Origin of the sequence: Pseudomonas sp. MPB23 (assembly GCF_046605395.1) — a bacterium.
Taxonomy (GTDB): domain Bacteria; phylum Pseudomonadota; class Gammaproteobacteria; order Pseudomonadales; family Pseudomonadaceae; genus Aquipseudomonas.
Window position 1 is genome coordinate 3700041 of record NZ_CP176771.1, and the last position, 15987, is coordinate 3716027.

15 protein-coding genes are annotated in these 15987 nt (G+C 60.3%); 12 read left to right on the plus strand and 3 right to left on the minus strand.

The window, feature by feature from the left end:
• The first annotated feature begins 61 nt into the window (after positions 1-61).
• The 8 genes from ACLH0J_RS16950 to ACLH0J_RS16985 all read left to right on the plus strand — a co-directional run bounded on the left by ACLH0J_RS16950 (position 62) and on the right by ACLH0J_RS16985 (position 8432).
• Positions 62-952: an NAD(+) kinase gene (locus ACLH0J_RS16950; protein ID WP_003190745.1), complete on the plus strand. Its 891-nt coding sequence runs from the start codon at positions 62-64 to the stop codon at positions 950-952.
• A complete protein-coding gene (locus ACLH0J_RS16955; RefSeq protein ID WP_411388216.1) occupies positions 952-1923 on the plus strand; it encodes a metallophosphoesterase in 972 nt (323 codons plus the stop codon). The genes ACLH0J_RS16950 and ACLH0J_RS16955 overlap by 1 nt, the downstream gene beginning before the upstream one ends.
• A complete protein-coding gene (locus tag ACLH0J_RS16960; RefSeq protein ID WP_411388217.1) occupies positions 1920-2792 on the plus strand; it encodes a rhomboid family intramembrane serine protease in 873 nt (290 codons plus the stop codon). The genes ACLH0J_RS16955 and ACLH0J_RS16960 overlap by 4 nt, the downstream gene beginning before the upstream one ends.
• Positions 2793-2804: 12 nt before the next feature.
• On the plus strand, positions 2805-3065 hold the full coding sequence (locus ACLH0J_RS16965) for a YeaC family protein (RefSeq protein WP_411388218.1): 261 nt from the start codon (positions 2805-2807) through the stop codon (positions 3063-3065).
• Positions 3062-3892 carry a DUF2797 domain-containing protein gene (locus ACLH0J_RS16970; protein ID WP_411392845.1) on the plus strand — a complete coding sequence of 277 codons (831 nt, stop codon included), beginning with the start codon at positions 3062-3064 and terminating at the stop codon, positions 3890-3892. Before ACLH0J_RS16965 ends, ACLH0J_RS16970 begins: the two co-directional genes overlap by 4 nt.
• 13 nt (positions 3893-3905) lie before the next feature.
• On the plus strand, positions 3906-6563 hold the full coding sequence (gene pepN / locus ACLH0J_RS16975) for an aminopeptidase N (protein ID WP_411388219.1): 2658 nt from the start codon (positions 3906-3908) through the stop codon (positions 6561-6563).
• 104 nt (positions 6564-6667) lie between these two features.
• Positions 6668-7780 carry a cell division protein ZapE gene (gene zapE / locus ACLH0J_RS16980; RefSeq protein ID WP_411388220.1) on the plus strand — a complete coding sequence of 371 codons (1113 nt, stop codon included), beginning with the start codon at positions 6668-6670 and terminating at the stop codon, positions 7778-7780.
• A 160-nt stretch (positions 7781-7940) separates the two neighbouring features.
• Positions 7941-8432, plus strand: a complete 492-nt coding sequence (locus ACLH0J_RS16985) for a GNAT family N-acetyltransferase (protein ID WP_411388221.1) — start codon at positions 7941-7943, stop codon at positions 8430-8432.
• A gap of 140 nt (positions 8433-8572) precedes the next feature.
• On the opposite strand, the gene ACLH0J_RS16990 is transcribed toward ACLH0J_RS16985, so the two are convergent.
• A complete protein-coding gene (locus ACLH0J_RS16990) occupies positions 8573-10330 on the minus strand; it encodes a phosphoethanolamine transferase CptA (RefSeq protein ID WP_411388222.1) in 1758 nt (585 codons plus the stop codon).
• Between the two features lie 163 nt (positions 10331-10493).
• On the minus strand, positions 10494-10673 hold the full coding sequence (locus tag ACLH0J_RS16995) for a DUF6026 family protein (RefSeq protein ID WP_411388223.1): 180 nt from the start codon (positions 10671-10673) through the stop codon (positions 10494-10496).
• A gap of 270 nt (positions 10674-10943) precedes the next feature.
• Here ACLH0J_RS16995 and gnd point away from each other — a divergent pair, with 270 nt between their 5' ends.
• Genes gnd through ACLH0J_RS17010 form a run of 3 tightly spaced genes read left to right on the plus strand, consistent with a single transcriptional unit; the run spans position 10944 to position 14268 of the window.
• Positions 10944-11927 carry a phosphogluconate dehydrogenase (NAD(+)-dependent, decarboxylating) gene (gnd, locus tag ACLH0J_RS17000; RefSeq protein WP_411388224.1) on the plus strand — a complete coding sequence of 328 codons (984 nt, stop codon included), beginning with the start codon at positions 10944-10946 and terminating at the stop codon, positions 11925-11927.
• The gene (gene zwf / locus ACLH0J_RS17005; protein WP_411388225.1) at positions 11924-13447 is read left to right on the plus strand and encodes a glucose-6-phosphate dehydrogenase; all 1524 of its coding nucleotides are present in this window, start codon (positions 11924-11926) and stop codon (positions 13445-13447) included. Before gnd ends, zwf begins: the two co-directional genes overlap by 4 nt.
• The gene (locus tag ACLH0J_RS17010) at positions 13444-14268 is read left to right on the plus strand and encodes an HAD family hydrolase (RefSeq protein WP_411388226.1); all 825 of its coding nucleotides are present in this window, start codon (positions 13444-13446) and stop codon (positions 14266-14268) included. Before zwf ends, ACLH0J_RS17010 begins: the two co-directional genes overlap by 4 nt.
• Before the next feature lie 76 nt (positions 14269-14344).
• Here ACLH0J_RS17010 and ACLH0J_RS17015 read toward each other — a convergent pair whose 3' ends face one another.
• Complete coding sequence (locus ACLH0J_RS17015) at positions 14345-14605, minus strand: hypothetical protein (RefSeq protein ID WP_411388227.1); 261 nt, start codon at positions 14603-14605, stop codon at positions 14345-14347.
• Positions 14606-14905: 300 nt separating this feature from the next.
• Between ACLH0J_RS17015 and ACLH0J_RS17020 the strand changes: the two genes are divergently transcribed.
• Positions 14906-15886: an IS5 family transposase gene (locus tag ACLH0J_RS17020; protein WP_198865554.1), complete on the plus strand. Its 981-nt coding sequence runs from the start codon at positions 14906-14908 to the stop codon at positions 15884-15886.
• Positions 15887-15987: the final 101 nt, after the last annotated feature.

The window sequence follows — 15987 nt, forward strand, 5'->3', positions numbered from 1 at the left end:
TGGCGCAGCCTTTCGCCCATAATCGTCGTTCTTTGCCACACCCCAATCCCGCAGGAGCCCCATGGAGCACTTTCGCAATATCGGCATTATCGGTCGCCTGGGCAGTACCCAGGTGTTGGACACCGTCCGCCGGCTGAAAAAATTCCTGCTGGAACGCCACCTGCATGTGATCCTCGAAGACACCATCGCCGAAATCCTCCCCGGTCACGGCCTGCAGACCTCGTCGCGCAAGATGCTCGGCGAAGTCTGCGACATGGTCATCGTGGTCGGCGGCGACGGCAGCCTGCTCGGCGCGGCCCGGGCCCTGGCGCGGCATAACGTGCCGGTGCTGGGGATCAACCGTGGCAGCCTGGGTTTCCTCACCGATATCCGCCCCGATGAGCTGGAAGTCGAAGTGGCCAAGGTCCTCGACGGTCATTACCTGGTGGAAAACCGCTTCCTGCTGCAAGCCGAAGTGCGCCGCCACGGCGAAGCCATCGGCCAGGGCGATGCCCTCAATGATGTGGTGCTGCACCCTGGCAAGTCCACGCGCATGATCGAGTTCGAGCTGTATATCGACGGCCAGTTCGTGTGCAGCCAGAAGGCCGACGGCCTGATCGTCGCCACGCCCACCGGTTCCACGGCGTATGCGCTGTCAGCCGGTGGCCCGATCATGCACCCCAAGCTGGATGCCATTGTGATCGTGCCGATGTACCCCCATATGTTGTCCAGCCGGCCGATTGTGGTCGATGGCAACAGTGAGCTGAAAATCGTGGTGTCCAAAGACATGCAGATCTACCCGCAAGTCTCCTGTGATGGGCAGAACCATTTCACCTGCGCCCCCGGTGACACCATCACCGTGAGCAAAAAGGCGCAGAAGCTGCGGCTGATCCACCCGCTGGACCACAACTACTACGAAGTGTGCCGCACCAAGTTGGGCTGGGGCAGCCGCTTGGGGGGTGGAGGCGACTGATGCTCGATCCCGCGCGTAGCTACGACCTGATTGGTGATGTGCACGGTTGTGCCCACACCCTTGAGCACCTGCTCGACCAGTTGGGCTACCACAAGCACGCTGGCACCTGGCGCCACCCCTCGCGCATGGCGGTGTTCCTCGGCGATATCATCGACCGTGGCCCACGCATTCGCGAGGCGCTGCATATCGTCCATGACATGGCCGAGGCCGGACAGGCGCTGTGCATCATGGGCAACCACGAGTTCAATGCCCTGGGCTGGGCCACGCCCGCGCCGCCGGGCAGCGGCAAGCAGTTCGTGCGCGAGCACACCCCGCGGCACGAGCGCTTGATCCACGAGACCCTGACCCAATTTGAGCACCACCCCGGTGACTGGCACGACTTCCTCGGCTGGTTCTACGACATGCCGCTGTTCGTCGACGCCGGACGTTTCCGCGTGGTGCATGCGTGCTGGGACGATGGGTTTATCCAGCCGCTGCGCGCGACGTTCCCCGATGGCTGCATCGACCAGCACTTCCTCCAGGCTGCCGCCGTCTCGGGCAGTTTCGCCAGCAACGCCTTCGATCGCCTGCTGCGCGGCACCGACATGCGCCTGCCGGACGGGTTGACCTTGACCGGTGGCGATGGCCTGACGCGTTCGTTCTTTCGCACCAAGTTCTGGGAAGAAGACCCGAAAACCTACGGCGACATCGTGTTCCAGCCCGATGCATTGCCGGAACCGGTGGCACGCACGCCGTTGTCGTCTTCCGAGAAGAATTCCCTGCTGCGCTACGGCGTCGACGAGCCTGTGCTGTTCGTCGGGCATTACTGGCGCAGCGGCAAACCGGCGCCGATCCGTCCGAACCTGGCCTGCCTGGACTACAGCGCGGTGCTCTACGGCAAGCTGGTGGCGTATCGACTGGATCAGGAAACCCGCCTCGACCCGCATAAATTCGTATGGGTCGATGTTGAACGGCCCGAGGTGATTGCATGAGTGCCGTGCCCGTATTGCGCTTGCCCCTGAGCGTCGACCTGGGCGGTTTCGTCAAACTGCTGCAACGCATGCAGGTGCCCCATCGCGTCAGTGAAGAAGCCGGCGAGCAGGTGTTGTGGGTGCCCGAGAGCATCAGCGACGACGTGCGCGTATTGTATGAGCGCTTTCCCGCTGGCGACCCGGACCAGCAACTGGTGATTCCCGAACAGGCGCCCGTTTCGCGGCCCAGCTTTGTCCAGCAAGTGCGCCGTAGCCCGGTGACGGCGCTGGTGTTGCTGGCGAGCCTGACCGTCGGCGCGGTGACGTTGCTCGGTGAAAACCTGCAAGCCATGAGTTGGCTGACCTTCCTGCCGTTCCGGGTGATGGGTGAATACATCCAGTTCACGCCGCTGGCCGAGACCTTGGCCTCGGGACAGTGGTGGCGGTTGGTCACGCCGATGCTGATCCACTTCGGCATCCTGCACCTGGCCATGAACGGCATGTGGTACTGGGAGCTGGGCCGGCGCATCGAAGCACGCCAGGGCGGTATCAACCTGCTGGGCCTGACCCTGTTGTTCAGCCTGGTCTCCAACTACGCGCAATACGTTTATGGCGGCCCTGGCCTGTTTGGCGGCTTGTCCGGCGTGTTGTACGGCCTGCTCGGGCATTGCTGGATCTTTCAGTTACTCTCGCCCAACCCGGCCTATTGCCTGCCCCGTGGGGTGCTGGCGATGATGCTGGTGTGGCTGGTGCTATGCCTGTCGGGGCTGGTCTCGATGATCGGCTTCGGCGAAATCGCCAATGCGGCCCATGTGGGCGGCCTGGTCATCGGTTGCCTGACCGGCTTGCTCGGCGGTCTCTATAACCGCCGCAAAACATCTATTTATTAAGGAAGAGTCGCCATGTCCTCTTTTGCAGAAATGATCGAAAACATCACGCCGGACATCTACGAGAGCCTCAAGCTCGCCGTCGAAATCGGTAAGTGGGCCGATGGCCGCAAGCTCACTGCCGAGCAGCGTGAACTGTCGTTGCAGGCGATGATCGCCTGGGAAATCCAGAACCTGCCCGAAGACCAGCGTACCGGCTACATGGGCGCGCAGGAATGTCATTCGAAGTCGACCACGGTGCCGAACATCCTGTTCAAGTCGGATGCGATCCATTGATCGAAATCGGTCGCGGTGCAGTCAGCAAGATGTCGGCGCAACTCGGTGAGCCGACCGTTCAATACGCGTTTCGCCTGGGCGATACCGAGGTGCCGGTCAACCCGCTGATCGGCACTCACGTGCGCCTCGAGTACCTCGGGGCCATTCATTGCAGTCATTGCGGCCGCAAGACCAAGACCAGTTTCAGCCAGGGCTATTGCTACCCGTGCATGACCAAGCTGGCCCAGTGCGACCTGTGCATCATGAGCCCCGAGCGTTGCCATTACGACGCCGGCACCTGCCGTGATCCGGGCTGGGGCGAGCAGTTCTGCATGACCGATCATGTGGTGTACCTGGCCAATTCGTCGGGGATCAAGGTCGGTATCACCCGCGCCACCCAACTGCCGACCCGTTGGCTGGACCAGGGCGCGAGCCAGGCGCTGCCGATCGTGCGGGTGTCCACGCGCCAGCAGTCGGGTTTCGTCGAAGACCTGTTCCGCAGCCAGGTGGCCGACAAGACCAACTGGCGCGCCTTGCTCAAGGGCGATGCGCAAGCGGTCGACCTCAAGCAGGTCCGCGATGAGCTGTTCGCCGCCTGCGCCGAAGGCCTGGTGACGCTGCAGGAACGCTTTGGCCTGCAAGCCATCCAAGCCATTGCCGATGTCGAGCCGATCGAAATCCGCTACCCGGTCGAGCAGTATCCGACCAAGATCGTCAGCTTCAATCTGGACAAGAACCCGATTGCCGAAGGCACGCTGCTGGGGATCAAGGGCCAATACCTGATCTTCGACACCGGCGTTATCAATATTCGCAAGTACACGGCCTACCAGCTCGCCGTGCATCAGTAGAAGGATGCCACCCATGCGCACCGAACAACCGAAGATGATTTACCTGAAGGACTATCAGGCGCCGGACTACCTGATCGACGAGACACACCTGACCTTCGAGTTGTTCGAGGACCACAGCCTGGTCCACGCGCAACTGGTGATGCGCCGCAACCCCGAGCACGGCGCCGGCTTGCCGCCGCTGGTGCTCGATGGCCAGCAGCTTGAACTGCTCAGCGTCAACCTGGGCGACCGGGAACTGACGGCGGCTGACTACCAACTGACCGACAGCCACCTGACCCTGCACCCGACCAGCGACACGTTCACGCTCGACACCAGCGTGCGTATCCACCCGGAAACCAACACCGCCCTGGAAGGCCTGTACAAATCCAGCGGCATGTTCTGCACCCAGTGCGAGGCTGAAGGTTTCCGCAAGATCACCTATTACCTCGACCGCCCGGACGTGATGAGCACCTTCACCACTACGGTGATCGCCGAACAGCACAGCTACCCGGTGCTGCTCTCCAACGGCAACCCGATTGCCAGCGGGCCGGGCGAAGACGGTCGCCACTGGGCGACCTGGGAAGACCCGTTCAAGAAGCCGGCGTACCTGTTCGCGCTGGTGGCCGGTGATTTGTGGTGTGTCGAAGACAGCTTCACCACCATGACCAACCGCACCGTGGCGCTGCGCATCTATGTCGAGCCGGAAAATATCGACAAGTGCCAGCACGCCATGACCAGCCTGAAGAAATCCATGCGCTGGGACGAAGAAACCTACGGCCGCGAGTACGACCTCGACATCTTCATGATCGTTGCGGTCAACGACTTCAACATGGGCGCCATGGAGAACAAGGGCCTCAACATCTTCAACTCCAGCGCCGTGCTGGCCCGTGCCGAAACCGCCACCGATGCCGCGCACCAGCGGGTCGAAGCCATCGTCGCCCACGAATACTTCCACAACTGGTCGGGCAACCGCGTGACCTGCCGCGACTGGTTCCAACTGTCGCTCAAGGAAGGCTTCACCGTGTTCCGTGACTCGGGCTTCTCCGCCGACATGAACTCGGCCACGGTCAAGCGCATCCAGGACGTGGCGTACCTGCGCACCCACCAGTTTGCCGAAGACGCCGGCCCCATGGCCCACGCCGTGCGCCCGGACAGCTTTATCGAGATCTCCAACTTCTACACCCTGACCGTGTACGAAAAGGGCTCGGAAGTGGTCGGCATGATCCACACCTTGCTCGGCGCCGAAGGCTTCCGCAAAGGCAGCGACCTGTACTTCGAGCGCCATGACGGCCAGGCCGTGACCTGTGACGACTTCATCAAGGCTATGGAAGACGCCAACGGCGCCGACCTGACCCAGTTCAAACGCTGGTACAGCCAGGCCGGTACGCCGCGCCTGGCGGTGAGCGAGTCCTACGATGCCGCAGCCAAAACCTACAGCCTGACCTTCCGCCAGAGCTGCCCGGCCACCCCGGATAAAGTAGAAAAACTGCCGTTCGTGATTCCGGTGGAAGTGGGCCTGCTGGACGCGAAGGGCGCCGCTATCGCCCTGCGCCTGGCGGGTGAAGTCACCGCCGGCGCCACGTCCCGCGTGATCTCGGTGACCGAAGCCGAACAGACCTTTACCTTCGTCGATATCCCTGAGCAGCCATTGCCGTCGCTGCTGCGTGGCTTCTCGGCGCCGGTGAAGCTGAGCTTCCCGTACTCCCGCGATCAGTTGATGTTCCTCATGCAGCACGACAGCGACGGCTTCAATCGCTGGGATGCCGGCCAGCAATTGTCCGTGCAGGTGTTGCAGGAACTGATCGGCCAGCATCAGGCGGGTCAGCCGCTGAAGCTGGATCAGCGCCTGATCGACGCCTTGCGCACGGTATTGAACGACGAACGTCTGGACCAGGCGATGGTCGCGGAAATGCTCTCGTTGCCAGGCGAAGCCTACCTGACCGAAATCAGCGACGTCGCCGATGTAGAGGCTATCCACGCCGCTCGCGAGTTCGCGCGCCAGCAACTGGCCGACCATCTGTTCGAAGGCTTGTGGTCGCGTTACCAGGCCAATCGCGAGCTGTCCAAGCGCACGCCTTATGTCGCCGCAGCCGAACACTTCGCCCGTCGCGCCTTGCAGAATATTGCGCTGTCGTACCTGATGCTCAGCGGCAAGCCCGAAGTGCTGGCGGCGACGCTGGATCAGTTCGACACCAGCGACAACATGACCGAGCGCCTCACCGCGCTGGCGGTGCTGGTGAACTCGCCGTTCGAGGCGGAAAAAAACCAGGCGCTGACGGTGTTTGCCGACACCTTCAAGGACAATCCGCTGGTCATGGACCAGTGGTTCAGCGTGCAGGCCGGCAGTACCCTGCCGGGCGGGCTGGCACGGGTCAAGGCGTTGATGGAGCACCCGGCGTTCAACCTCAAGAACCCGAACAAGGTGCGGGCGCTGATCGGCGCGTTTGCCGGGCAGAACCTGATCAACTTCCACGCCGCGGATGGTTCGGGCTATCGCTTCCTGGCCGACCTGGTGATTCAGCTCAACGGCTTCAACCCACAAATCGCTTCGCGCCAATTGGCACCGCTGACACGCTGGCGTAAATACGACAGCGCACGCCAGGCGCTGATGAAGGCGGAGCTGGAGCGCATTCGTGGTTCCGGCGAGCTGTCGAGCGATGTGTTCGAGGTGGTCAGCAAGAGCCTTGCTTAAATTGCACCGTTGAAAAAAGCGGCGCGCTGTTGGATCACAGCGCGCCGTTTTTTTCAGGGCACGATTCGCAACTGGATACTTTCCCGCAGGTCATACGCGCGCACATGAAGTTCGACTCGCCTCTCACCGCCTACCAACACGCCATCGCCCAGCAGGGCTTCGTCGCCGACGACGCCCAGCGCCGCGCGGTGGACGCCTTGCAAGCCTGTCATGACGCCCTGCATCAGGGCCGCTCGCCGATCACCGGTGTTTACCTGTGGGGGCCGGTGGGCCGCGGCAAGACCTGGTTGATGGACCAGTTCTACCAAAGCCTGCGGGTGCCTGCCCGGCGTCAGCACTTTCATCATTTCATGGGCTGGGTGCACCAACGTCTGTTCCAGCTCACCGGCATCCCCGACCCGTTGCAGGCGCTGGCGCGGGAGCTGAGCCGGGAAGTGCGGGTACTGTGCTTCGACGAATTGTTCGTCAATGACATCGGTGACGCGATCATTCTCGGCCGCCTGTTCCAAGTGATGTTCGAGGAGGGCGTGGTGATGGTATGCACCTCCAACCAGCCGCCCGAGCAGTTGTACGCCGATGGCTTCAACCGTGAGCGATTCCTGCCGGGCATCGCGGCGATCAGGCAGCACATGCAGGTGGTGGCGGTGGATGGCGGTGAAGACCATCGTCTGCACCCAGGCGTTGGCTTGCAGCGCTATTGGGTCAATCAGCCCGAAGCGCTGGCCACGCTGTTCCGGCAATTGAGCGAAGGGCAGGCGGTGAGCAGCGGGCCGATCAGTGTGGGCCATCGGTCTATCGTCGCGGTGCAGTCCAGCGACAGCGTGCTCTGGTGCCGCTACGCGGACCTGTGCGAGCAACCGCTGTCGGCGATGGACTTCATGCTGCTGTGTGATCGCTTCAACGCGATTCTGCTGGGTGAGGTCCCCAACCTGAGCGCGCAACAACGTCCGGGCCGCATCGCCCGTGGCACCGAGGACGGCGCCGAGCGCGTGGTGGCCGGTGATCGCGAGTTGCCGCAACTGTCGGTGCACGATGACAGCGTGCGTCGCTTCATCGCCTTGGTGGACGAATGCTACGACCGTAAGGTGCCGTTGTTCATCGACGCCCGGGTGCCGCTGGCGCAGCTTTACACCGAGGGCTACCTGGCCTTTCCTTTTCGTCGCACCCTCAGCCGGCTGCAGGAAATGCAACTGCAGCGCTTCGGCGAAGGCGTGTAGGAAAAAAACCTGGATTGAGCGATCACGGTTTTCTGGCGGCGTAACCTTCGCATTTTCAGGCAGCTATTTGTCGGTAATCTCCTTCATCTGCTGCCGACTCCACGCTTACAATCGTCCGCCTCAAAGGGAACCGACTCCCTTGTAGTGATTGAGGAAGGACATGGACACCCCAGATATCCTGGTGCTGCAAGCCAGCTACAGCAACCCTGTGCACGCCGAAGCCATTGGCCGCGTGCTCAACCATTACGCTCAAGACCCCATGGGAGGAGGCCACAGCCTGCCGGCCGACCTTCTGGAGCAACTGCCGGCCGAACTGGCCAAGCGCCCTCATGCTTTCAGTGTGCTGGCATTCGTCGGCGGTGAGCCGGCGGGGCTGGTGAACTGTTTTGAAGGCTTTTCCACGTTCGCCTGCCGCCCTCTGGTCAATGTCCATGATGTGGTGGTGATGAAGCCGTTTCGTGGTCTGGGGCTGAGTCAGAAAATGCTGCAGAAGGTCGAGGAAATTGCCCGGCAGCGTGGCTGCTGCAAGATCACCCTGGAAGTGCTTGAAGGCAATGCCGTGGCCCAATCGGCCTACCGCAAGTTTGGCTTCGATGATTCGATGTTCGATCCGGCGTATGGGCGCATGTTGTTCTGGAGCAAGTCGCTTTAACGAGTGACAGGCGAAAAAAAGGCGCCATCACATGGCGCCAATTCAAAGCGTGGAACGTCTTGTCGCCGTTGAGGGCTGGCTCAAAGGCGACAAGGAGGGGAGAGCCTCAGGCTTTAACGAGAACGATTGTTATCTTCCTGTTACAAGGCTGGCTTGTCCTGCAGTACCACATCGTTCGGGGTGGCCTTCTTCGGCTTGATCAAGCTGAAGTCGATCAAGGCCTTCTGGTCACGCAGGTAAGGGTTGCCGATCAACAGCGGGCGTGGGGTGAAGCTGTCGCTCACCAGACTTTTACTGCGGTCCAGCTCATTGAAGCTCAGCCCGGCCAGATCCGCCCAGGTGTGAATCAATTGCGAGCTGCTGTAAGGCCGTTGCAGGTCGCCGCCGAACTTCCAGTCGTGGCTTTCACGCCATTTCGGCGAGGCATAGGCCATGAACGGAATGGTGTACATCGGCGCCGTCGGTTTGCCTTCGTTGCGCCCCAGGGTGGCGTGGCCGGCCGAGTCGAATACATCTTCGCCGTGGTCCGACAGATACAGCAGAAAACCATTAGGGTCGGTCTTGGCGTAGTCCTTGATCAGGCTCGATACCACGAAGTCGTTGTACAGCACCGCATTGTCGTAGCTGTTGTAGACCGGCAGTTGATCGTCGCTGATCCCGTCGGGCACGCCTTGGCGGTCAGTGAATTTCTCGAATGTCTGCGGATAGCGGTACTGGTAGCTCATGTGGGTACCCAGCAGGTGTACCACAATGAATTTACGCTCGGCAGGATCAGCCAGCGCCTTGGAGAACGGCTCCAGCACGTCGCCGTCGTACTGGCGGGCGTTCTGGTTGCGGTTGTTGTTCAGGTACACCTGTTCATCGGCCTGTTCGGAAAAGGTCGTGAGCATGGTGTTGCGCTTGGTCATGGTCTGCTGGTTGGTGATCCAGTAGGTCTTGTAGCCGGCCTGCTTCATCACGCTGACGATCGACGGCGTCTTCAGGTACAGGTCCGGGTTTTCCTCGTCGGCGAACGTCAGCACCTGTTGCAGCGCTTCGATGGTGTAGGGGCGCGGGGTGATGACATTGTCGAACACCGCCAGTTGGTCGCGCAGCTTGTCCAGTTCCGGCGTGGTGTTGCGCGGGTAACCGTAGAGGCTCATGCGTTGGCGGTTGGTGGATTCGCCGATGACCAGCACCAGGGTCGAGGGTTGGCCGGCCATGTTGTCCTTGAGGTTGGTCAAGGGCGGGATCTGGCTGGCGCTGTCGAGCATGCCTTGCATGTTGTCCAGCTGTTGGGTGTAACGGTGGTAGCCGACGATCATCTGCCAAGGCACGGCCGGCTCGATACGCGATTCAAAGCGGTCGATGGCATCTTCCAGGGTGTCACTGCGCGCGATCTGCTTGACCAGCGGGTAACCGATGATGGCCACCAGGATCGCCGTTGCCGCCAGCAGCGCCTGACCGCGTGGCAAATACACCGGGCGAACCCGGGTCCACAGGAAAATCGCGACAGCGGTGTGGGCAATGAATGCGAGTACGATCCACCAGGCAAAATATTGGGTGAGGTATTCCCCGGCTTCCGAGATGTTCGACTCGAACATGATGAAGATGACGCTTTGGGAGAATTCCTGCTGGTAGATGAAGAAATAACCCAGGCTGGCCAGGGAGCAGGCCCAGAGCACCACGCCGATCAAGGCGGCGAGCACGCGTGTACGACGAGGGAATATCAGCAGGGGCGCGAGCCACACGGCACTCATGAAGAACGCTTGGCGAAAACCGCTGAACCCGGAGGTGCCGCTGAGCTGGATCAGCAGTTGGGTAATGCCGGAGAAATACCAGAAAAACAGAAACAGCCAGCCCAGACCGGCCCAATCAAAACCTTTCGCAGACGTAGTGCTGCGTTTGAACATTGCCATCCAGCGCTCCAACCCGGTGAGTCTTTTGCTCGACACGCATAACTGCACGCAAACATAGGCCACCCTTGCATGGGATGGCCCTTGAGCGCGGGAGTATCGGGAGGTGGATGTGAAAAATTTGTGAGATTTCTGTAGCCGTTATCTTACAAATTGCTGAACGGGTTCAGCAGAGCGCAGGTTGCGCACCGGCGGGCTGATCCAGTTGGGCTTGGAGGATATGCGCGCGCAGGCGCATGACTTCCTGCTGCAGTTGGTCGCGCTCGTCTTTCAACTGGCGTAACTCGTCGCGACGGAGAGTGACGTAGAGGGTCTGTGGCGGACGGGTCATCTGTGCAGTGCTCATTGCTTACCTCGCAAATAGCCAGTGTGTCGCGGTGTGCCAGAACGCTTGAGTCGAGGTTCTCGGCAACAGTTGGAGGCGATTCTGAATTCTTTTCGCGGGTAAGGGAACTTTTTTATTTTTTGTGGTCGCGTGACTTTTTATGCCGTGATGGTGAAGTAGTGGCAACTATTGGGCATGAAACTACGCCGATCTGCGCTGGACTAACCCTCATTAGCCTCATTGCGCTATAAACTGTGTCACACATTTTTTTGTAGTTAGGAGCATCAGCACATGCAACTGGGGATTATCGGACTAGGCCGCATGGGCGGGAATATTGCACGGCGCCTGATGCTCAATGGGCATACCACCGTTGTTTTCGACCGTAACGAAGCATTTGTCAAAGGCTTGAGCGAGGAGGGCGCCACCGGCGTCGCCGACTTGAAAGCCCTGGTCGCCGGGCTGCAGCAGCCTCGCACCATCTGGGTCATGTTGCCAGCAGGCGACCCTACTGAAAATACGATCAATGAACTGAGTGAATTGCTGCAAGACGGTGATGTGATCATCGACGGCGGCAACACCCACTATAAGGACGACGTTCGCCGGGCCAAGGCACTGGCGGAAAAAGGCTTGCACTATGTCGACGTGGGTACATCCGGCGGCGTATGGGGCCTGGAGCGTGGCTATTGCATGATGATCGGTGGCGACGCCGACACCGTGCAGCGTCTCGATCCGATCTTCGCCAGCCTGGCGCCGGGCCTGGGCAACATCCCTCGGACCAAGGACCGTTCCGCCGCCGCCGACCCACGCGCCGAACACGGTTACATCCACGCCGGCCCTGCGGGTTCCGGGCATTTCGTCAAGATGATCCACAACGGCATCGAGTACGGGATGATGCAGGCGTTTGCCGAAGGCTTTGACATCCTCAAGACCAAGAACTCGGAAAACCTTGCCGAAGACCAGCGCTTCGACCTCAACGTCGCCGATATCGCCGAAGTCTGGCGCCGTGGCAGCGTGGTGTCGTCCTGGCTGCTGGACTTGACCGCCGATGCCCTGGCGACCGACCCGAAACTCGACGGTTATTCCGGGTCCGTGGCCGACAGTGGCGAAGGCCGCTGGACCATCGAAGCGGCGATGGAACAAGCGGTGCCGGTGCCGGTACTGTCCACCTCGTTGTTCGCGCGGTTCCGTTCGCGCCAGCAGAGCACCTACGGTGACAAGATGCTGTCCGCCATGCGCTTTGGCTTTGGCGGCCACGTGGAGACTTCCAAAAAATGACCGCCAACGGCAAGAAAACCAAGGCCGAACCCGCTCCACCCACCACCTTGTTTCTGTTTGGCGCCCATGGCGACCTGGTCAAGCGCCTGCTCATGCCTGCGTTGTACAACCTCAGTCGTGATGGGCTGCTGGGTGCCGGCCTGCGCATCGTGGGCGTGGATCACAACGCCATCAGCGATGCCGACTTTGCCAAGAAGCTTGAAGACTTCATTCGCACTGAAGCGGCCAGCAAGGTCAAGGGCAATGCCGACAACGCCCTGGACCCGCAACTCTGGGCGCAGTTGGCCAGCGGCATCAGCTACGTCAAGGGCGATTTCCTCGACGACAACACTTACACCGACATCGGCACCAAGATCGCCGACAGCGGTACCGGCAACGCGGTGTTTTACCTGGCCACTGCGCCGCGTTTCTTCAGTGACGTGGTGCAGCGCCTGGGCAGTGCCGGCCTGCTGACGGAAACCGAGCACAGTTTCCGTCGCGTGGTGATCGAAAAGCCTTTTGGTTCCGACCTGGCCACCGCTGAAGCGCTGAACGCCAGTCTCCTGAAAGTGATGAGCGAGAAGCAGATCTATCGCATCGACCATTACCTGGGCAAAGAGACGGTGCAGAACATCCTGGTCAGCCGTTTTTCCAACGTGCTGTTCGAGGCGTTCTGGAACAACCACTACATCGATCACGTGCAAATCACCGCCGCCGAAACCGTCGGCGTGGAAACCCGGGGCAATTTCTTCGAGAAAACCGGCACCCTGCGCGACATGGTGCCCAACCACCTGTTCCAGTTACTGGCGATGGTGGCCATGGAACCGCCGGCGGCGTTCGGCGCCGACGCAGTGCGCGGAGAGAAGGCCAAGGTGATCGGCGCGGTACGGCCCTGGGCCCCGGAGGATGCGCGGGCCAACTCGGTACGTGGCCAGTACACCGCCGGCGAAATCGGCGGCAAGCCAGTGCCCGGCTACCGCGAAGAAGCCAACGTCGCCCCCGACAGCAGCACCGAGACCTTCGTGGCCCTCAAGGTGATGATCGACAACTGGCGCTGGGTCGGCGTGCCGTTCTACCTGCGGACCGGCAAGCGCATGAGCATTCGCGATACCGAGATCGTGATCTGTTTCAAGCCGGCGCCCTATGCGCAGTTCCGCGACACCGAGGTCGATGAGCTCAAGCCCACCCACCTGAAAATCCAGATCCAGCCCAATGAAGGCATGTGGTTCGACCTGCTGGCGAAACGGCCTGGGCCGACACTGGACGTGGCCAACATCGAACTGGGTTTTGCCTACGAGGACTTCTTCGAGATGCAACCGTCGACAGGTTACGAAACCCTGATCTATGACTGCATGACCGGCGACCAGACCTTGTTTCAGCGCGCCGACAATATCGAGAACGGCTGGCGGGCAGTGCAACCGTTCCTCGACGCCTGGAAGGAAGATAGCGGAATTCAAGCCTACAAAGCCGGTGAGGACGGACCGGCCGCCGCCGACGCGTTGCTGGCCCGCGATGGCCGTGCCTGGCATTCGCTCGGATGAGTGACGCGGCGATTCATCCCATCCGTTTTATCCTCAGTGACGTGGATGGCACGTTGCTGCATCCGGATCACAGCCTCGGCCAGCGCACCGCCGATGCCGTTCGCGCTTTGCGTGAAGCCGGCGTGCTGTTCAGCCTGGCCAGCGGGCGACCGCCCAAGGCCATGCGGCACCTGATCGAGACGTTTGCCATCGATATTCCGGTCGCAGCCTTCAACGGCGGCACGCTGTTCAACCCGGATGGCAGCATTCTGGTTGCTCACTATCTGCCGGCTGACGCCGCACTGGTGACGCTGGCGCTGTTCTCGGCCGAGCCGGATGTGGAAGTGTGGGTATTTGCCGACGGTGACTGGCTGCGCCGTGACGCGCCTGGCCCAATGGAGCCGCGCGAAGCCCATGGCTTGGGTTATGGGCCACGGGGGGTGGAGAGTTTTGAGCCGTTCCTGGACCGGGTCGACAAGATCGTCGCCGCCAGCACCAACACAGAGCTGCTGGTGCAATTGGAAGCGCAATTGCAGCCCAAGGTGCACGGATTGGCCCAGGTATCACGTTCGCAACCGGTGTATCTGGACGTGACGGCGATGCTGGCCAACAAGGGCGAAGCCTTGAAGACCCTGGCGACTCATCTCGGGGTTGCGCTGGAACAGACGGTAGCGATTGGCGATGGTGGCAATGATCCGGCGATGTTCGAAGTGGCCGGGTTGTCGATTGCCATGGGGCAGGCGGAAGAAGCGGTCAAGCGTCGGGCCACTGTAGTGACTGGCAGTAATATCGAAGAGGGTGCGGCGGAGGCATTCGAGCGGTTTATTCTTGCGGGGCGATAAGCAACTTTCGCTCTAACGCTAGAACGTGCACTCATTGTTTTATTGACGGGCAATGAGCGCACGTTACAGTCTCGAATTACTTCGGCATTTCCCAGGATTGTAACTGGTAGCCATGTTTGTCGAGCTCGGCGCGGGCTTGCAAGAGCAAGTCTTCCAATTGCGCCGGATCGGTATAAGTACTCGACGACACTTGTTTGCTGCCAATACGGTTATTGGTGCGGTCGATGACGCTCAGGCTGAGGGCGCCATTGCCATCTTGCCAGGCCACGCACTGAAAGGGCTGGAAAGCACGGTCTGCGATCAAAAGAGCTTCGTTGATGCGGAGCGGAGCGTTCATGTGAGTCTTCTCTCTCATTGCCCATTCAAGTGATTGCCGTCGGTTGGGCTGACCGTACGGCGGATTACTTGTACTGATGCACGATGACGGGGTACGGGTCACATGTTAGTGCGAGAAATTTTAACTTTCCCTGATGGGGGTCATGTAAGCGGCTGTTTTAAAAGCCGAATGAAAGTTTCGGCGGCACATCACTTTTTTGCCGAAAACATCCTGCGTTGGCTTTTGCCCTTACTTATGGAAATCCTGAAAAAGACTTCCTGATTTGGCAAAATCTCCGGACACCAATCGCCGAGCTTTTCAATGAAGCAAATGACCTTCGCCGATGCCGAGTACGCCGGTAAGCGCAAGCAGACCCGCAAGGAATTGTTCCTGATCGAGATGGATCGGGTCGTACCCTGGAAGGGTTTGATTGCCCTGATCGAACCTCATTACCCGAAGGGCGAAGGGGGTCGTCCGGCCTATCCTTTGATGGCGATGCTGCGGGTTCATCTCATGCAGAACTGGTTCGGTTACAGCGATCCTGCGATGGAAGAAGCGCTGTACGAGACGACGATCTTGCGCCAGTTTTCCGGTCTGAGCCTGGAGCGGATCCCAGATGAAACTACCATCCTCAACTTCCGTCGCCTGCTGGAAAAGCACGAGTTGGCCGCTGGTATTCTCGGCGTGATCAATGGCTATCTGGGCGACCGTGGCTTGTCGCTGCGACAAGGCACCATCGTCGATGCCACGCTGATTCATGCGCCCAGTTCGACCAAGAACAAGGACGGCAAACGCGACCCTGAGATGCATCAAACCAAGAAAGGTAACCAGTATTACTTCGGTGCCAAAGCTCACATTGGTGTCGACGATGAGTCAGGGCTGGTGCACAGCGTGGTGGTCACTGCGGCCAACGTCGCGGACATAACCCAACTCGACAAACTGCTACACGGTGCTGAGAACGTGGTCTGCGCCGATGCAGGCTATACCGGTGTCGAGAAGCGCGAAGAGCATGCGGGACGCCACGTCATCTGGCAGATTGCAGCCCGGCGCAGTACCTACAAAAAACACGGTAAACGCAGCGCGCTGTACAAAGCGATGCGCAAGATCGAGAAAGCCAAGGCCCAGGTTCGCGCCAAGGTTGAGCATCCATTTCGAGTGATCAAGCGTCAGTTTGGTTATACGAAAGTGCGTTTCCGAGGCTTGGTGAAAAACACTGCTCAGATGGTGACGCTGTTCGCCCTGTCGAACCTTTGGATGGCGCGTCGATATTTGCTCTCCAGCGCAGGAGAGGTGCGTCCGTAATGAGGAAAATAGCTGCTGCGAGGAGCGTTCAGCGGAAAAAATGGATGGAATAGGCGGCAGACGTGATCGGTTTTGAACGGCCGCCGTTTTTTGAAAGCACC

Bases quoted from the DNA above. Each gene is read 5' to 3' on its own strand.
- ACLH0J_RS16950 (WP_003190745.1), top strand. From the start codon at position 62: ATGGAGCACTTTCGCAATATCGGCATTATCGGTCGCCTGGGCAGTACC.
- ACLH0J_RS16955 (WP_411388216.1), top strand. From the start codon at position 952: ATGCTCGATCCCGCGCGTAGCTACGACCTGATTGGTGATGTGCACGGT.
- ACLH0J_RS16960 (WP_411388217.1), top strand. From the start codon at position 1,920: ATGAGTGCCGTGCCCGTATTGCGCTTGCCCCTGAGCGTCGACCTGGGC.
- ACLH0J_RS16965 (WP_411388218.1), top strand. From the start codon at position 2,805: ATGTCCTCTTTTGCAGAAATGATCGAAAACATCACGCCGGACATCTAC.
- pepN (WP_411388219.1), top strand. From the start codon at position 3,906: ATGCGCACCGAACAACCGAAGATGATTTACCTGAAGGACTATCAGGCG.
- zapE (WP_411388220.1), top strand. From the start codon at position 6,668: ATGAAGTTCGACTCGCCTCTCACCGCCTACCAACACGCCATCGCCCAG.
- ACLH0J_RS16985 (WP_411388221.1), top strand. From the start codon at position 7,941: ATGGACACCCCAGATATCCTGGTGCTGCAAGCCAGCTACAGCAACCCT.
- ACLH0J_RS16990 (WP_411388222.1), bottom strand. From the start codon at position 10,330: ATGGCAATGTTCAAACGCAGCACTACGTCTGCGAAAGGTTTTGATTGG.
- ACLH0J_RS16995 (WP_411388223.1), bottom strand. From the start codon at position 10,673: ATGAGCACTGCACAGATGACCCGTCCGCCACAGACCCTCTACGTCACT.
- gnd (WP_411388224.1), top strand. From the start codon at position 10,944: ATGCAACTGGGGATTATCGGACTAGGCCGCATGGGCGGGAATATTGCA.
- zwf (WP_411388225.1), top strand. From the start codon at position 11,924: ATGACCGCCAACGGCAAGAAAACCAAGGCCGAACCCGCTCCACCCACC.
- ACLH0J_RS17010 (WP_411388226.1), top strand. From the start codon at position 13,444: ATGAGTGACGCGGCGATTCATCCCATCCGTTTTATCCTCAGTGACGTG.
- ACLH0J_RS17015 (WP_411388227.1), bottom strand. From the start codon at position 14,605: ATGAACGCTCCGCTCCGCATCAACGAAGCTCTTTTGATCGCAGACCGT.
- ACLH0J_RS17020 (WP_198865554.1), top strand. From the start codon at position 14,906: ATGAAGCAAATGACCTTCGCCGATGCCGAGTACGCCGGTAAGCGCAAG.